This window comes from Planomonospora sp. ID82291, from assembly GCF_015711645.1.
Lineage (GTDB): Bacteria > Actinomycetota > Actinomycetes > Streptosporangiales > Streptosporangiaceae > Planomonospora.
Genome location: NZ_JABTEX010000003.1, coordinates 543,387 through 560,073, shown reverse-complemented (window position 1 = coordinate 560,073; position 16,687 = coordinate 543,387). Strand labels below are relative to the sequence as shown.

15 protein-coding genes and 1 riboswitch are annotated in these 16,687 nt (G+C 74.5%); of the genes, 11 read left to right on the top strand and 4 right to left on the bottom strand.

All coding sequences use genetic code 11. From position 1 onward, the window contains the following. Positions 1-8: 8 nt before the first annotated feature. From dop to HS045_RS21725, 7 genes are all read left to right on the top strand, one after another. Entirely contained in the window at positions 9-1,526 is a 1,518-nt protein-coding gene (gene dop, locus HS045_RS21755; RefSeq protein ID WP_196453282.1) for a depupylase/deamidase Dop, read from the top strand. Positions 1,527-1,689: 163 nt separating this feature from the next. Beyond that, positions 1,690-1,809, top strand: a riboswitch (cobalamin riboswitch). 29 nt (positions 1,810-1,838) lie between these two features. Continuing rightward, a complete protein-coding gene (locus tag HS045_RS21750; protein WP_196453281.1) occupies positions 1,839-2,057 on the top strand; it encodes a CbtB-domain containing protein in 219 nt (72 codons plus the stop codon). Between the two features lie 7 nt (positions 2,058-2,064). Further along, positions 2,065-2,856: a CbtA family protein gene (locus HS045_RS21745; RefSeq protein ID WP_196453280.1), complete on the top strand. Its 792-nt coding sequence runs from the start codon at positions 2,065-2,067 to the stop codon at positions 2,854-2,856. Next, positions 2,853-3,566, top strand: a complete 714-nt coding sequence (locus tag HS045_RS21740) for a histidine phosphatase family protein (protein ID WP_307827639.1) — start codon at positions 2,853-2,855, stop codon at positions 3,564-3,566. The genes HS045_RS21745 and HS045_RS21740 overlap by 4 nt, the downstream gene beginning before the upstream one ends. 40 nt (positions 3,567-3,606) lie before the next feature. Next, positions 3,607-5,811 (top strand): VWA domain-containing protein, encoded by a 2,205-nt coding sequence (locus tag HS045_RS21735; protein WP_230884526.1) that lies wholly within the window; start codon positions 3,607-3,609, stop codon positions 5,809-5,811. Between the two features lie 129 nt (positions 5,812-5,940). Then, positions 5,941-6,543 (top strand): cob(I)yrinic acid a,c-diamide adenosyltransferase, encoded by a 603-nt coding sequence (cobO, locus tag HS045_RS21730; protein ID WP_196453279.1) that lies wholly within the window; start codon positions 5,941-5,943, stop codon positions 6,541-6,543. Positions 6,544-6,643: 100 nt separating this feature from the next. Then, on the top strand, positions 6,644-8,197 hold the full coding sequence (locus HS045_RS21725; protein ID WP_196453278.1) for a cobyrinate a,c-diamide synthase: 1,554 nt from the start codon (positions 6,644-6,646) through the stop codon (positions 8,195-8,197). A gap of 79 nt (positions 8,198-8,276) precedes the next feature. Here HS045_RS21725 and HS045_RS21720 read toward each other — a convergent pair whose 3' ends face one another. From HS045_RS21720 to HS045_RS21710, 3 genes are all read right to left on the bottom strand, one after another. Further along, the gene (locus tag HS045_RS21720; RefSeq protein WP_196453772.1) at positions 8,277-9,146 is read right to left on the bottom strand and encodes a serine/threonine-protein kinase; all 870 of its coding nucleotides are present in this window, start codon (positions 9,144-9,146) and stop codon (positions 8,277-8,279) included. A 207-nt stretch (positions 9,147-9,353) separates the two neighbouring features. Beyond that, the gene (locus tag HS045_RS21715; RefSeq protein ID WP_068899398.1) at positions 9,354-10,148 is read right to left on the bottom strand and encodes a serine/threonine-protein kinase; all 795 of its coding nucleotides are present in this window, start codon (positions 10,146-10,148) and stop codon (positions 9,354-9,356) included. 99 nt (positions 10,149-10,247) lie between these two features. Further along, entirely contained in the window at positions 10,248-10,652 is a 405-nt protein-coding gene (locus HS045_RS21710) for a hypothetical protein (RefSeq protein ID WP_196453277.1), read from the bottom strand. Positions 10,653-10,877: 225 nt separating this feature from the next. Here HS045_RS21710 and HS045_RS21705 point away from each other — a divergent pair, with 225 nt between their 5' ends. Further along, positions 10,878-11,087 (top strand): ubiquitin-like protein Pup, encoded by a 210-nt coding sequence (locus HS045_RS21705; RefSeq protein ID WP_196453276.1) that lies wholly within the window; start codon positions 10,878-10,880, stop codon positions 11,085-11,087. A gap of 348 nt (positions 11,088-11,435) precedes the next feature. Further along, positions 11,436-11,786, top strand: a complete 351-nt coding sequence (locus HS045_RS21700) for an endonuclease domain-containing protein (RefSeq protein ID WP_196453275.1) — start codon at positions 11,436-11,438, stop codon at positions 11,784-11,786. Here HS045_RS21700 and HS045_RS21695 read toward each other — a convergent pair. Then, a complete protein-coding gene (locus HS045_RS21695; protein ID WP_196453274.1) occupies positions 11,779-14,652 on the bottom strand; it encodes a glycoside hydrolase family 38 C-terminal domain-containing protein in 2,874 nt (957 codons plus the stop codon). The genes HS045_RS21700 and HS045_RS21695 overlap by 8 nt on opposite strands. Before the next feature lie 249 nt (positions 14,653-14,901). On the opposite strand from HS045_RS21695, the gene prcB reads away from it, so the two are divergent. After that, positions 14,902-15,750: a proteasome subunit beta gene (gene prcB / locus HS045_RS21690; protein WP_374191403.1), complete on the top strand. Its 849-nt coding sequence runs from the start codon at positions 14,902-14,904 to the stop codon at positions 15,748-15,750. A gap of 42 nt (positions 15,751-15,792) precedes the next feature. Then, positions 15,793-16,617, top strand: a complete 825-nt coding sequence (prcA, locus tag HS045_RS21685) for a proteasome subunit alpha (RefSeq protein WP_196453273.1) — start codon at positions 15,793-15,795, stop codon at positions 16,615-16,617. The last annotated feature ends 70 nt before the right edge of the window (positions 16,618-16,687 follow it).

Below are 16,687 nucleotides of genomic sequence, written 5' to 3'. Positions count from 1 at the left end.
GGGTGCGCATGACGGTACGGCGGGTGATGGGCATCGAGACCGAGTACGGCATCTCCGTGCCCGGACAGCCGGGGGCCAACGCGATGGTGACCTCCTCCCAGGTCGTCAACGCCTACCTGGCCGCCTCGGCGGCCCGGGCGCGGCGGGCGCGGTGGGACTTCGAGGAGGAGAACCCCCTGCGCGACGCGCGGGGCTTCGACCTCGCCAGGGAGGTGGCCGACGCCAGCCAGCTCACCGACGAGGACCTCGGCCTGGCCAACGTGATCCTCACCAACGGAGCGCGGCTGTACGTCGACCACGCCCACCCCGAGTACTCCACGCCGGAGTGCACCAACCCCCGGGCCGCGGTGCTCTGGGACAAGGCGGGGGAGCGGGTCATGCACGACGCCGCGGTGCGCGCCTCGGCGATCCCGAGCAACGCGCCGATCCAGCTCTACAAGAACAACACCGACAACAAGGGCGCCTCCTACGGCTGCCACGAGAACTACCTGATGCGGCGCGCCACGCCGTTCGCCGACATCGTCCGGCACCTGACGCCGTTCTTCGTCTCCCGGCAGGTGGTCACCGGCGCCGGGCGCGTCGGCATCGGGCAGGACTCGCGCGGCGAGGGCTTCCAGATCAGCCAGCGGGCCGACTTCTTCGAGGTCGAGGTCGGCCTGGAGACCACGCTCAAGCGGCCGATCATCAACACCCGCGACGAGCCGCACGCCGACCCGGAGAAGTACCGCCGCCTGCACGTCATCATCGGCGACGCCAACATGTCGGAGATCTCCACCTACCTGAAGCTGGGCTCCACCGCGCTGGTCCTGGCCATGATCGAGGACGGCTACTTCACCCGCGACCTCGCCGTGGAGAACCCGGTGCAGGCGCTGCGCGCGGTCTCCCACGACCCCACACTGAAGTACGAGATCACGATGCGCGACGGCCGGAGGCTGACGGCCGTCCAGCTCCAGATGGAATACCTCGAACTGGCCAGGAAGTACGCCGAGACCCGCGGCGGCGCCGGCATGGACGAGCCCACCAAGGACGTCCTGGACCGCTGGGAGTCGGTCCTGACCCGCCTGGCCGAGGACCCGATGCAACTGTCCGGGGAGCTCGACTGGGTCGCCAAGCTGGAGCTCCTGGAGGGCTACCGGACCCGCGACGGGCTGCCGTGGTCGCACCCGCGCCTGCAGCTCGTCGACCTGCAGTACTCCGACATCCGCCCCGACCGGGGCCTGTACAACCGCCTGGTCGCCCGGGGCCGGATGCAGCGCCTGGTGACCGAGGAGGAGGTGCAGCGCGCCGTCGAGGTGCCGCCCAGCGACACCCGCGCCTACTTCCGCGGCCGGTGCCTGAGCCAGTACAGCGAGGCGGTCGCCGCCGCCTCGTGGGACTCGGTCATCTTCGACATCCCCGGCCGCGAGTCCCTGCAGCGCGTCCCGACCCTGGAGCCGCTGCGCGGCACCAAGGCGCACGTGGGCGACCTGTTCGACCGCTGCCGCACCGCCGCCGACCTGGTCACCGCCCTCACCGGCGAGAAGTGAGGGCCCGGGGCCGGACGACGACCGCGCGCAACCGCGCCGGGACCCCACGGTCCCGGCGCGGTTCCGCGTACCCGGGGAGGGTACGGCCGATGCGGGGCCCGCTCCGCGGCGGCCGGGGCGCGTGATCGTCCGAGATTGACGGGAGGGCCGATCCCGGGGTACGTTCCGGGTGTTTTGTGGCGGCGCGGGGGAAATCCGGTGAGATTCCGGTGCGGTCGCGCCACTGTAACCGGCCCTGCGGGGACGGGAGCCAGGTCACTCGGCCGCCACCGACCGACGAAAAGGGACGCGCAATCCCTGAAGGAGGTGCCCGTGAGCCAGATCTCGGCTCCGCACGCCCAGTCCATTTCCGGGCCCGTTTCCCGCCCCATCCCCTGGGCCTCCCTCACCCGCTGGCTGCTCGCCGTACCGGCGCTGCTGCTCCTGGCCTACCTGGTCGCCTTCGACCAGGGGGCGATCTCGCAGGCCGGGAACTACCTGCACGAGCTCATGCACGACGGGCGCCACCTGCTCGGCGTTCCGTGCCACTGAGCCGGAAGTGATCACTCGACTCTTCGTCCGGGGCATGCTCGTCGGGCTGCTCGCCGGACTGCTGGCGGCCGTCTTCGCCTCCACCGTGGGCGAGCCGCACATCGACCGGGCCATCGCGCTGGAGGAGGCCGCAGCCGAGGCCCCCGCGGCGCACTCCCACGGCGCCGGCGAGCCCGCCGGACACGCGCACGAGGACGCCGGCGGGCACTCCCACGGCGAGGACGCCCTCGTCGGCAGGGACGGTCAGCGGTTCGGGCTGTTCCTCGCCCTGGCCCTGTACGGCCTGGCGGTCGGCGGCCTGTTCGCCCTCGCCTACGCGGCCGTGCGGGGCAGGGCGGGGCCCCGCTCGGAACCGGCGCTCGCCGTCGTCCTGGCGGCCGGCGCGTTCGCCGCGGTGGTCCTCGTCCCGTTCCTGAAGTACCCGGCCAACCCGCCCGCCGTCGGCGATCCCGGGACGATCGGCCAGCGCACCACGCTCTACCTGGTCGCGGTGGCCATCGGGATCCTCGCCGTCGCCGCGGGAGCCGCCACCCACCGGTACGCCGCCCGCAGCGAACCCTGGCGGCGCTGGCTCGCGGCGGGCGCGGCGACGCTGCTCCCCGTGGCCGCCGCCTGGATCCTGCTGCCCGGGGTCGACGAGGTGCCCGAGGGCTTCCCCGCCGGCCTGCTGTGGGACTTCCGGATCGCCTCCCTGGGCACCCAGGCGGTCTTCTGGCTCGGCGTCGGCGCCCTGTTCGCCCTCGCCTGCGCTCTCGGCCGCACCGGCGAGGCCGCCGCGCGCCCGCGTACCCCGGTGTGAGGGGCGGTCCGGAGGGCACCCGGCTGCTGCTGGTCTGCCACGCCTCGACGCCGGCGACGGCCCGGGCCGCGTTCCCGCACGACGAACCGCTCGACGGGCAGGGCCTGCGCCGCGCCGGCGCGCTGGCCGGCGGACTCGGCCCCGGCTGGAGCGGCCCGGCCGCCCAGGGACACCTGGGCGGCCTGGGACACCCGGGCGCCCCGGAGGTTCCGGACGGCGGCCGGAGCGGCACGGCGGGTCCGCACGTTCCGGATGGTCCGGACGGTCCGGTGGATCCGCCCGGCGTCCGGGGCCCGGCGGCTCTGCGGGCGCCCGAACGGCGGTGCCTGCAGACGGCCGAGGCGCTCGGCCTGCGGGCCGGACCCGACCCGCTCCTGGCCGACTGGGACCACGGCCGCTGGCGCGGCATGACGCTCGCCGAGGTCGAGGCCGCCGAACCCGCGGAGCTCGCCGCCTGGCTCACCGACCCGGCGGCCGCGCCCCACGGCGGCGAATCCGTGCTCGACCTCCTCGGCCGGGTGTCCGGCTGGCTCTCCGCGGTGGCGCCGGGCAGGACCGTCGCCGTCACCCATCCCGCCGTCGTCCGCGCCGCGGTCGTCCACGCGCTGGACGCCCCCGCCCGGTCGTTCTGGCGCGTCGACGCCGCGCCGCTGACCCGCGTCGCCCTCACCGGGCGCGGCGGCCGGTGGCGGCTCCGCCTTCCCGCATGACCGCTCCCTCCGCACGGCCCACCCCGCAGGACCCATCCCCATGACCCACCCCGAGGAGATGCCGACGGTGCGCGACTCGCACTACCCCTTCACCGCGATCGTGGGTCTTGAGGACCTCAAACTCGCCCTGATCCTCAACGCCGTCTCCCCGCGCGTCGGCGGCGTGCTGGTCCGAGGGGAGAAGGGCACCGCCAAGTCCACGATCGTGCGGGCGCTGGCCGCGCTGCTGCCGCCCGTGGAGGTCGTGCGGGGCTGCCGCTTCTCCTGCGACCCCGCCGCCCCCGACCCCCGCTGCCCCGACGGGCCCCACGGCGCGCCCGGGCCGGAGCCCGGCGAGGCGGCCGTCCGCCCGGCCCGCCTGGTGGAGCTGCCCGTCGGCGCCGCAGAGGACCGCCTCGCCGGCTCCCTCGACCTCGAACGCGCCCTCACCGAGGGCGTGAAGGCCTTCGAACCCGGCCTGCTGGCCGCCGCCCACCGCGGCGTGCTCTACGTCGACGAGGTCAACCTCCTCCACGACCACCTGGTCGACCTGCTCCTCGACGCGGCCGCGCTCGGCACCTGCTACGTCGAGCGCGAGGGCGTGTCGGTACGGCACGCCGCCCGCTTCCTGCTGGTGGGGACCATGAACCCCGAGGAGGGCGAGCTGCGCCCGCAGCTGCTCGACCGGTTCGGCCTCACCGTCGAGGTCAGGGCGTCTCGGGAGGTGCATGAGCGGGCCGAGGTGGTCCGGCGCCGGCTGGCCTACGACGCCGCCCCGGAGGCCTTCGCCGAGGCCTGGGCCGGGCAGGAGGCGGCTCTGGCCGCGCGGATCGCCGAGGCGCGGGACCGGGTCGCCCGGGTGGCGCTGCCGGACTCCGCGCTGCGGCGGATCGCCGCCGTGTGCGCGGGCTTCGAGGTGGACGGCCTGCGCGCCGACCTCGTCACGGCGAGCGCCGCCATCGCGCACGCCGCCTGGCAGGGCCGCAGCGAGGTCACCGCGGCCGACGTCCGCGAGGCCGCCCGGCTCGCCCTCCCGCACCGCCGCCGCCGCGATCCCTTCGACGCGCCCGGCCTGGACGAGTCCCGGCTCGACGACCTCCTCGACGCGATCCCCGACGACGATCCCGGCGCCCCCGAGGGCGGACCCGGCGGCCCGGAGGGCGATGGCGGAGGGGACGGCGGCGGGGGTTCCGGCGGCCCGGACGGCTCCGCGCCCTCTGCCGGGCCCTCCTCGGCGTCCTCCTCCGGGCCGTCCTCCTCCGGGCCGTCCTCCGGACCGGACGGCGACGAGGGCTCCCGCTCCGGCGCCGACGGGGCGCCGGCCGGTGACGCGTCCCGGGAACCGGAAGGCCCCGCGCCCGCCGGCGGGCCCGGCGCGCCGCCGTCCGGGTCCGGCCCGGAGGACGGGTCCTCCGCCGAGGCCGGGCCGTCCGGCGCGCAGAGCGCGGGCCCGGGCCGGGAGCAGGTGGCCGAGGCCGACCCGGTCCGCCGGGCCCGCCTGTTCACCGTGCCCGGCCTCGGAGCCGGAGCGCCGGGGCGGCGGTCGCGGGCCAGGACGCCCCTCGGGAAGACCACCGGCGCCCGGGTCCCCGACGGCCGCCCGGGCTCCCTCCACCTGCCGGCGACCGTCCTGGCCGCCGCGCCGTACCAGCGGGAGCGCGGCAGGAGCGGCCCGGGCCTGCTGGTGCGCCGCGGCGACCTGCGCGAGGCCGTGCGGGAGGGGCGCGAGGGCAACCTGGTGCTGTTCACCGTCGACGCCAGCGGCTCCATGGCGGCCCGCCGCCGCATGCAGGCGGTCAAGGCGGTCGTGCTCGGCCTGCTGCTCGACGCCTACCAGCGCCGCGACAAGGTCGGCCTGATCACCTTCCGCGGCACCGGCGCCGATCTCGTCCTGCCGCCCACCTCCTCCGTGGAGGCGGGAGCGGCCCGGCTGCGCGAGCTGCCCACCGGCGGGCGCACCCCGCTGGCCGCCGGGCTCGTCCGGACGGCCGAGGTGCTGCGCGTGGAACGGCTCCGCGACCCGGCCAGACGACCGCTGCTGATCCTGGTGACCGACGGCCGGGCCACCTCCGGCACGCTGGAGCAGTCCCACCGCGCCGCGGCGCTGCTGACGGGGACGGCCGCGGTGGTGGTGGACTGCGAGGACGGGTACGTCCGCCTCGGCCTGGCCCGGTCGCTGGCCGCCAGGATGGGCGCCGAGACCGTGCGCCTGGACGACCTGACCGGCCTCGGCGACCTGGTCCGCCGGCGGCGGACCGCCGCATGAGCCCGGACGCGACCGCCCCGGCACCGATCCCCGCCCCGGCGCCGCCTCCGATCCCGGTACCGCCTCCGATCCCGGTACCGACACCGGCCCCGACCCCGGTACCGACCCCGACCCCGAGAAAGGCGTGACATGCCACAGGGCAGACCTGCCAGCGTGCCCGACGACGGCCTGACCACCCGGCAGCGCCGCGCCCGGCCGCTGCTGATCGTGCACACCGGCCCCGGCAAGGGCAAGTCCACCGCGGCCTTCGGCCTGGCCCTGCGCGCCTGGAACCAGGGCTGGCCGATTGGGGTGTTCCAGTTCGTCAAATCCGCCAAGTGGCGCATCGGCGAGGAGCGGGCGCTGCGCGTCCTCGGCGACTCGGGCGAGGGCGGGCCGGTCTCCTGGCACAAGATGGGGGAGGGCTGGTCCTGGATCCAGCGCCCCGGCAGCGAGGCCGACCACGCCGCCGACGCCCGGGAGGGCTGGGAGCAGATCAAGCGCGACCTGGCCGCGGAGACCTTCCGCCTCTACGTGCTGGACGAGTTCACCTATCCGATCACGTGGGGCTGGATCGACGTCGAGGACGTGCTGGCCGCCCTGGCGGACCGCCCCGGGAGCCAGCACGTCGTGATCACCGGCAGGGACGCCGACCCGCGCCTGGTCGAGGCCGCCGACCTCGTCACGGAGATGGGCAAGGTCAAGCACCCCATGGACGCGGGGCAGAAGGGCCAGAAGGGCATCGAATGGTGACCGCCGACACACCCGGCCGGGCCGTCTGGGCCGTCCGCCGGGCCGTCCACCGGGCCGGGTGCGCGGTCCGGCCGGCCGGCCGTACCGGGGCGCGGCGGGCATGAGCGTCTCCGCGCCCCGGCTGGTGATCGCCGCCCCGGCCTCCGGGGCCGGCAAGACCACCGTCGCCACCGGCCTCATGGCCGCGCTGACCCGCCGCGGGCTGGCGGTCTCCCCGCACAAGGTCGGGCCCGACTACATCGACCCCGGCTACCACGCCCTGGCCACCGGCCGGCCCGGACGCAACCTCGACCCGTGGCTGGTCGGGGAGGACCTCGTGGTGCCGCTGTTCCTGCACGGCGCGGCGGGGGCCGCCATCGCGGTGATCGAAGGGGTCATGGGCCTCTACGACGGCGCGGGATCCGGTGAGTTCGCCTCCACCGCGCACGTCGCGCGCCTGCTGGACGCCCCGGTCGTCCTCGTCGTCGACGCGGCCCGGCAGAGCAGGTCCGTGGCCGCGCTGGTGCACGGCTTCGCCTCCTACGACACCCGGCTCAGATTCGGCGGGGTGATCCTCAACCGGGTCGGCTCGCAGCGGCACGAGAGCCTGCTGCGCGAGGCCCTCGCCGAGAGCGGCGTCCCGGTCCTGGGCGCGATCCGCCGCAGCGACGCCGTCACCGTGCCCTCCCGCCACCTCGGCCTCGTCACCGCCGCCGAGCACGGCGCCGGGGCGGCCGGGGCGATGGACGCCGCCGAGGCGCTCGTCGCGGACTCCTGCGATCTGGACGCGCTGGTACGGCTGGCGCGCACGGCCCCGCCGCTGCCCGGCCGCCCGTGGAGCCCGGACCTCGCCGTGCGCACCGCCGTGCGCACCGCCGTGCCCGCCCACGTGCCCGCCGCACCGGTCACCGCCGCCGCCCCTGCGTCCGCCGCCGCGTCCTCCGCGTCCTCCGCGTCCGCGGGGGCGCACCCCGCCGTGCGAGGCGTGCCGGACCTACACGGCGCGCCGGACGGATCGGATGCGTGGGACGGATCGGACAGCGTCCGGATCGCCGTCGCCGGGGGCAGGGCCTTCACCTTCGGATACACCGAGCAGGCCGAACTGCTGGCCGCGGCCGGAGCCGAGCTCGCCGTGTTCGACCCGCTCACCGACGAGGACCTGCCCGAGGGCAGCCGGGGCGTCGTCATCGGCGGAGGGTTCCCCGAGGTCTACGCCGACGAGCTGTCGGCCAACGAGCCGCTGCGCCGGCGGATCGCCGCGTTCGGCGGACCGATCGCGGCCGAGTGCGCCGGCCTGCTCTACCTCGCGCGGTCCCTGGACGGCAGGCCGATGTGCGGGGTCGTCGGAGCCGAGGCGGAGATGACCGGCAGACTCACCCTCGGCTACCGCGACGCGGTCGCCGTCCGCGACTCGGTGCTGACCAGGGAGGGGGAGCGCTACCGGGGCCACGAGTTCCACCGCACGGCGGTGGACCCCGCCCCGGAGCGCCCGCTGTTCCGCTGGCGGGGAGGGGCCGACGGGTTCGCCGACGGCCGGGTCGCCGCCTCCTACCTGCACCTGCACTGGGCCGGCCACCCCCACCTGGCCGCGCGGCTGGCCGCGGAGTGCGCCCGTCCCGGGGACCGGGCGGGCCGGCCGCCGGGCCCGCTGACCGTCGGCCGCCGGGCCCGCTGACCGCCGGCCGCCGGACCCGTTCCGCCGGCCGCCGGACCCGGCAGGGCGGCCGGCGGCTCCCGGTCGGCCCCGTACCGGGTCACCTCGCGAACGAGTCGGGAGGCAGCCGCGCGGCCGGGAGACGGGGCGGATCCACCGCCACCCCCTCCATTCGGAGGACCGCCGAGAGCAGGCGCGCGGCGTGGTCGGCGGTGATCCGGTCCGAGGGGTCGCGCCGGAGCAGCCCCTCCAGCACCCGGCGGAGCGGTCCCGCCTTCACCGGCGGAGAGGGGGCGCGGTGCGCGGCCTCGCCCAGCACCGCCAGGGAGTCCGAACCGGGGTACGGCGGGCGGCCCTCCACCGCGAAGTACAGGCTCGCCCCGAACGACCACAGGTCGGCCGCGGGGCTCGCGGTACGGCCGTGGAGCCGCTCGGGCGCGACGTAGGCCGGCGCGCAGTGCAGCGGCACCGTGGTCGACGCGCTCGGATCCCCGTTCAACGCCGCGATGCCGAAGTCCGACAGCACCACCCGGTCACCCGTCAGCAGGATGTTGCCGGGATTGATGTCCCGGTGCAGCACTCCCGCTCCGTGCGCGTGCCGCAGTCCTCCCAGCAGTTGGAAACCGATCCACGCGGTCCAGTGCACGGGAAGATGACCCAGATGGGACACCGTCTCCTTCAGGGACAGCGCCTCCAGCAGCTCCATCACGATCCAGAGCCGTCCGCCTTCTTCCAGCAGGTCGTGCACCGCGACCACCGCCGGGTGGCTCAGCCGCGCCGCCGAACGCGCCTCGCGCATCGCCCGCCGCCGTGCGCCGTCCAGATCAGCGCCGTCCGCGCGGAACAGCGGCTGAATCTCCTTGATCGCCACATCGCGCCGGAGCCGCAGGTCGTGGGCGCGCCAGATGATTCCCGGACCGTCCCTCCCGGTCGGCGAAATCAGTTGATACCGATCCCCCAGCGGTCGCATCTTTCCCGTTGCCATGATTCACCTGTTGCACGTAGAGACCGGGCCCCTCCGGGCATTCATGGTTTCATCTGGAACGGTGCACCAGCGGGCCGCGACATGTATCGCCTATAACGATTAAGTTGCGCGCATGTCGTGAAATATTATTTTTTTGTCCTTTTCCGGTATGAGGGTCGACCGGAAAGGCCTTTCTCGTCTGTCCGAGACGGATCAGGCCGCACTGTGGCGACGCAGATTCACCAGCATCGCGTACGTCTGCTCGGACGTCAGCCGGGCCGCCGGATCCTTGCGGAGCAGTCCCCGCAGCACGGGCTCCAGGGCTCCGGCCCGCTTCGGCGCGCGGGGCGGCTCCTGCAGCGCGGCCATCAGCGCGGCCATGGAGTCCACCGTGCGGAACGGCGTCCTGCCCTCCACGGCCATGTACAGCGTGGCGCCGAACGACCACATGTCCGCCTCGCGGGTGCCGCCCCTGCCCTGCAGGGTCTCCGGCGCGATGAACGCCGGGGTGCCGCGCATCGAGGTCGTCGCGGTGCTCTCGAACCCCGCGAAGCCGAAGTCCGCCAGCACCACCCGGTCGCCGGTCAGCATGATGTTGGCGGGCTTGATGTCCCGGTGGACCACCCCGCCGTCGTGCGCGTGCCGGAGCGCCTCCAGCAGTCGCCGCCCCATCTTCGCCACGAGCTCCGCGGGGAGCGGACCCGCCTGCACCACGGTGTCGTGCAGGGTCAGCGCCTCCAGGAACTCCATGACGATCCAGAGGCGCTCGGCCTCCTCGGCCAGGTTGTGCACGGTCACGATGCCCCGGTGGCTCAGGCGGGCGGCCATCCGCGCCTCCTTGACCACCCGGCGCCGCCGCTCGGCCGCGCCGGGTCCCGGCGGCAGGGCGATCTCCTTGAGGGCGACGTCCCTCTCCAGCAGCAGGTCGTAGGCCCGCCATACGACGCCTGTCGCCCCCTGTCCCACGGGGGCGACGAGCTGGTACCGGCCGGCGACGATGGTGCTCACGGGGCAATGATCCCAGGAAACGGAGGCGAAGGCCTACTTGGACCGCTCCACAGGTGATCGATCCCCCTGAAAAGGCATGGATCTACGCTGTAAGGGGCCTCAGATGAGACCGATTCCGAGGATGAGGGTCCCCGCCGCCAGGGAGATCCCGCCGAGCGCCGCCAGCCAGATGAGCCGGTTGGGCGCGGTGTCCGAGGGGCGCACCACCGACAGGAAGAAGCCGAGGGGCATCAGGACCGGCGCGGCAGCGATCAGTCCCCGCGTCAGGCCCTTCATGTCCTCCGACAGGTCGGCCCGGTCGATGTAGAGCAGGGCGACCAGTGCGAAGAGCACCAGGACGCCCGCATGGGCGTGGCCCGCCCGCCACAGGCCGCGCCGGACCGGGTTGTCCAGGTATCCAGGGATGTCGCGCATGATGTGCGCAAGCAGGGAGGCCCCGCCGAAGGCCACGGCGGGAACGGTGACGAGCAGCACCCCGGCGGTGCTCAGGGACGACGGTGACATGCGGAGGGCCTCCCATTTGGATAGTGATGGTGTCCAATTATTGGGTAGCACTGCTATCCGGTCAAGGGATGGATTTGCCCCGGAGGCGGAGGGGGAGGTTGTCTGGCGGGTACGACCGGGTACGACCCGGGCGGCGGGCAAAGATCGCGGGCTGATCCGCGCGAAATGTCGGCCGGTTCGGGGAAGATACGAAGTGCAGACGTCCCCCAGGCGGAGGTGCCACAGATGGCGAGCAAGGACACCGGCGGCCAGAAGCAGACCGGCCGGACCGACCGTGAGGCCGAGGAGGTCGAGGCCTCCTCGACCTCCGACGTCCAGGAGCGCCAGGAGAAGCTCTCGGACGACGTCGACTCGATCCTGGACGAGATCGACGAAGTCCTCGAAGAGAACGCAGAGGAGTTCGTCCGGTCATATGTCCAGAAAGGCGGAGAATAGTAGAAAATGTCTGAATTTTGAATCAGGGGTAAGTGCGGACTCGGCGGAGAGTTCTCAGACTTGTCCTGACTGTGGACCGGCCAGGCCGGTCACCGAGTTCGGGCTTACCAGGAGAATGGCGGACGGGCTGGCCCGCTATTGCAAGGAGCGCTTTCGGAAGCGCTCCGTCGCGAGCCACCGCAAACGGAAGGGGGAGCAGGGGAAACGGTCCGGGAGCGGGTCGTTGCCCCTGAGGGGCACACGTTCTGTCCCCGATGCAAGCGGATCAAGCCGCACGCCGGATTCGGAAGCAACCGTTCGAAGAGGGACGGCTTCGCCGCCTACTGCAAGCCCTGCCGCACCCGGGTGATGCGGGCCAACAAGACCAAGAAGCACGGCAGTGAGCGAAACCACCTCCTGGAACTGCGATACGGCATCACCGAGGCCGACCGGATGCTCGACCGGCGGAAGGGGCGGTGCGCGGTCTGCTGGACGCGTCCGGCGGGGCACGTCGACCACGACACGGGTGGGGCGCGGCACGCGCTCTGCCTGCCCTGCAACAGCGGTCCGGGTCAGTTCCGGGACGGCGTGCGGGTGGTCGAGGCGGCGATCCGCCATCTCAGGGAGGCCTGGGGTGAGACCACCGACGAGGAGGAGATCGCCCGTCTCGCCGCCGCCGAGGACGAGGTGTGGCGCGGGCTGCTCGAGACCGTCAGCTGATCAGGTGAACGGTCGCGATCTCGAAGGGGCGCAGCGGTAGCCGTACGGCGCCGTCGGCGACCCGCAGCCGCTCGCCCGCCGCGCCGAGCAGGTCGGCGCGGCGGGCGGCGGTGAAGGAGCCGCGGATCACGGCCTCGGTGGCGGCGGGATGCTCGGCGACCAGGCGGACCTCCAGCGCGCCGCCGCGCTCGCGCAGCGCGGTCAGCACCACGCCGGGGCCCTCGACGGAGAGCCGCCCGACGGAGAGCCGCCCGACGGAGAGCCGCCCGACGGTGTCCGCCACGCGGCCGGCCGCGGGAGGGACGCGGCCGTCGCGTCCCGAGCCCGGTACGGCCAGCAGTTCGTGGCGGTACTCCTCGGCCAGGCGCGGCAGGCCCGCCTCGTCCCAGGTGCCCGTGTGCGGGAGCACGGCGAAGCGCATCGCGGTGGGACCGGGGCACTGGGCGGCGGGGGTGGGCAGCGGGGGACCGGCGGGCCGTTCGCGACGGGCGTTGCGGTCGCGCGACAGGTGGCCGACGGAGCGGAGCAGGGTCAGGGCGAGTTCCCCGCCGGTCAGCTCGTACTCGGTGACCTGGTCGAGCAGGACGGCGAGCCCGCCCGCCGCGACGAAGCCCTCGGCGGGGAAGGTGGGCAGGGGGTGCTCGCCGCAGCCGCCCTCGGCGGTCAGGCCGCGCCGGACGACGGCCAGCTGCCCCTCGGCGAAGGACTCGGCGGCGGGCCGGGGGAGCGGGGCGTGCCAGCGGACGCGGTGGTCGCGGGCGCGGTTGTCGAAGGAGGTCTCCAGCCGCAGGTACGGCTCGCCCGCGCGGAGCTCGGCGCGGGTGGTGACGGTGACGGTCTCGGTGGCGGCGGACCGGCCGTCCTCTCCGGACGCGGCGGGCCAGCGGTAGGTGCGCCGGATCTCCAGCACGGACACCAGCGGTCCGGCGCAGACGCTCTCGACCTCGACGGAGACGGGGACGTCGACCAGGAGGTCGCGGCGGGGCGGCGCGTGGTCGTAGGTGTCCCCGGCGTCGCCGCCATCGACGATGCGGCCGACGCCGCGGGCCTGCGCGTCGCGGGAGGTGAGGGAGAGGGTGCCGTCGGGGGCGACGGCGACGCGGAGCAGTCCGTTGTCGAGGACGCCCTCGGCGGGGCGGATCCAGCCGTGGCCGGCCGCGGGGGGCGCGGCGGGGCGGGACGCGGCGGCCCGTTCCGGTCGGAGCGGTGTCTGCGCCGGGGGCGGTCCCGCCGGAGGGAGCCCTCCGGGAGGTTCCGCAGGGGGAGGCGCGGCGGCGGAGGCGGGGGCCGCGGTCAGGACGGTGCGGCCGAGGGGCGGGACGGTGACGAGGGCGGCGACGGTGACGACCGGTTCGGCGAGGGTCCGCACGCGCCAGGGGCCGGGCCGGGCGGCCGCGCCGTCGAGGACGGCGCGGCGCAGGGCGGCGTAGTCGTACCCGGGCGAGCCGTGGCGGCCCACGACGACGGTGAACAGGTCCTCCTCGGCACTCCAGGAGACGATCTCCTGGCCGGAGGCCTCACGGTCGTGGATCCGGCCGAGGAGCCGGGTGAGGTCGTCCACGACGGTCTCGTCGAGCAGGGTGGGGGCGAGTTCGAGCCGCTGCAGCGGCACCGGTTCCCCGTCGGGGCCGAGCAGGCGGGAACGGGACTCGGGCAGGTCGGCGAGGACCAGGGCGGTCCGGGTGAAGGGGGAGGGGTTGACGGTCACGAGCCGGTCGCGGCCGGCCCGGTCGGCGAGGGAGGCGCTGACCAGGTCGACGACGGCCTGGCCGGTCTGCTCGGCCTCGGCGATGCGGGCGGCGACCTGCTGGGCGGTCTCGTCGGACCCGCAGCCGGTGACGGAGTCGTGCCCGCTGCAGGCGATGAGGCGGCGCCAGGCCGCGTCCAGGAGCCGCCGGACGGCGGAGCCGTCGCCGGGCGGCCAGAGGGCGGCCAGCGGTTCGGCGTAGCGGATGAGGACGCGTTCGGCGCGGGCCATGGCCCGCTTGACGGGGATGCGGGCGGAGACGACGCCGGGCAGGAGGTGGGCGCGGGCGTGGGAGCGCAGCTCGCCCTCCACCACGGGCAGGCCGTCGACGGACGGGCCGCGGGCGGCGAGGTACTCGCCGAGGGTGGCCAGCCGCAGCCCGGCCGCGGCGATGCCCGGATCGGGGGTGGTGTGGTCGTTGCCGTACATGGCCAGCACGGGGCCGTCCGGGTGCCAGGGGCGCAGGGCCTCGGTGAGGGCGGCCAGCCGGTCGGCCAGTGCCTCGCCGGGGCCGCTGAGCAGGTGGGCGGCGTTGCCGTACCCGCCGGGGAGGTACTGGGTGCGGATGGTGCTGCCGTCCGCGCCGGTCCACGCGAAGGCGGCGCGGTCGACGCGGGCGGGCACGCCGCGCCAGAGGCAGGCGTGCTCGAACCCGGCCAGCCGGAGGATCTGCGGCAGCTGGGCGCAGTGGCCGAACTGGTCGGGGAGGTAGCCGACGCGCATCGCGCCGCCGAGCGCCTCGGCGCCGCGCACGCCGTACTCGAGGTTGCGGATGAGGGTCTCGCCCGCGCACAGGAACGCGTCGGCCAGGACGAGCCACGGCCCGGCCGCGAGCCGGCCCCCGGAGACGAGGGATCCGACCAGCGCTCTGCGCTCGGGCCGCACCTCCAGGTAGTCCTCCAGCGCGGCGAGCTGGCCGTCCATGGTGAAGCGGTGGGCGGGGTCGGCGGCCAGGTCGTCGAGGACCCGGTCGAGCATGCGGACCAGCCCGGCGCGGAAGCGCTGGAAGGGCAGGTACCACTCGCGGTCCCAGTGGGTGTGCGGGACGACGATGATCCCGGTGGTCCCGGTGGTCCCGGTGGTCCCGGTGGTCCCGGTGACGTCGGCGTCAGGCGTCATGGGTCCCCCCGGGTGAGTCCGCTCCGATGATTGCCCGCGCGGCCACGATATCGGCGGTGCGCGCGGCGGGGGCGGGATGCCGGGGATACGGGGACCCGGGCGGACCGGGTTCGCGCTGGGCTGATCGAGGGGAGTGCATGGGGGACGGATAGGTGAGTAGGGTCAGGCGTTAGGCGAGCACACTGGAAGGCTGTCGGCCTTGCCCTCCGGCGTCGCTCGAACATGTACGGAAGTCTTGGAGGGAGTCGCGTGGCATCGCACAGGGACCTGCCCGCCGGCATGGTGAACCACATCTTCACGAACACCGGCAACTCCTCGTTCACCGAGTTCGTCGGGTCCTACGCGCCGGAGCTGCTGCCCGGCCGCAACGACAACCTGGCGACGCCGGTCGGCGACCGGATCGCGCACGCGACCACGATCGTCGCGGCCACCTGCGCCGGAGGCGTGGTGCTGGCCGGAGACCGCCGGGCCACCTCCGGCAACATCATCGCCCAGCGGGAGATCGAGAAGGTCTTCCGGACCGACGACCACTCGTGCATGGGCATCGCCGGGGCGGCGAGCACCGGCATCGAGATGGCCCGCCTCTACCGGGTGGAGCTGGAGCACTACGAGAAGATGGAGGGCCGCACGCTCTCGGTGGCGGGCAAGGCCAACCGGCTCGCCACGATGATCCGCGGCAATCTGGCGATGGCGATGCAGGGCCTGGTGGTGGTGCCGCTGTTCGCGGCCTACGACCCCGACATCGACGGCGGCCGGATCTTCAGCTACGACGTGGGCGGCGGGCCGTACGAGCAGTTCCACCACCACGCGATCGGCTCCGGTTCGATCTTCGCGCGGGGCGCGCTGAAGAAGCTCTACCGGGAGGGGGCCTCTCCCGAGGACACCGTGATGGCGCTCATCCAGTCGCTGTACGACGCGGCCGACGACGACTCGGCGACCGGCGGGCCCGACGTGACCCGCAGGATCTGGCCGGTGGTCGCCACGATCACCGCCGACGGGTTCCGCAGGCTGCCCGACGACGAGGTCGCCGAGTACGTCCAGACGACCGTGGCCGGCCGCATGACCAACCCCGACGGTCCCGTCGCCCCGCTGCGCTGACACGAGCCCCGCTGACACGAGAGGAAGAGCACCACGGTGTCCATGCCCTTTGGATATGCGTCCCCTGAGCAGATCATGCGGGACAAGGCGGACTACGCGCGCAAGGGCATCGCGCGCGGCCGCAGTGTGGTCGTGCTCCAGTACGAGCACGGCATCCTGTTCGTCGCCCCCAACCCCTCCCGGGCCCTGCACAAGATCAGTGAGATCTACGACCGGATCGGGTTCGCCGCGGTCGGCCGCTACAACGAGTTCGAGGCGCTGCGGCTGGGCGGCATCCGCTACGCCGACATCAACGGCTACACCTACGACCGCTCGGACGTCACCGCGCGCGGCCTGGCCAACCTGTACGCGCAGAACCTCGGGCAGATCTTCACCGAGTCGATCAAGTCGTTCGAGGTGGAGGTGGTCGTCGCCGAGGTCGGCGACACCCCGGAGACCGACGCGATCTACCGGCTGACCTTCGACGGCTCGGTCTTCGACGAGCACGGCATGGCCGCGATGGGCGGCCAGGCGGAGGCGGTGACCACCCGGCTCAAGGAGCACTACCGGGAGGGCATGACCCTGGCGCAGGCGCTGGAGGCGGCGCTGGCCGCGCTGACCGAGCCGGGCGGCGAGCGTCCCCCGGTGGGGCAGCTGGAGGTGGCGGTGCTCGACCGCAACCGCGAGCACCGCAAGTTCCAGCGGCTCGTCGGCCCCCGGCTGGAGGCGCTGCTCGCCGAGGCCGCGGCCGGGGCGGCCGCGCAGGCGCCGCCCCAGGAATCGGAGTCCGCGCCGGGGGCCGTCTCCGCTCCGGAGCGCGGCACCGGTCCGGCGGACGGTCCGGCGACCGGCCCCGAGGGCGACATCGACACCGGCTCCGGCGGCTGACCGCTTCCCGGAAAGGGCGTGCGGCGGGCCCGTCGTCACCCCTTTCCGGGGACATGTGAGGCGGATCACG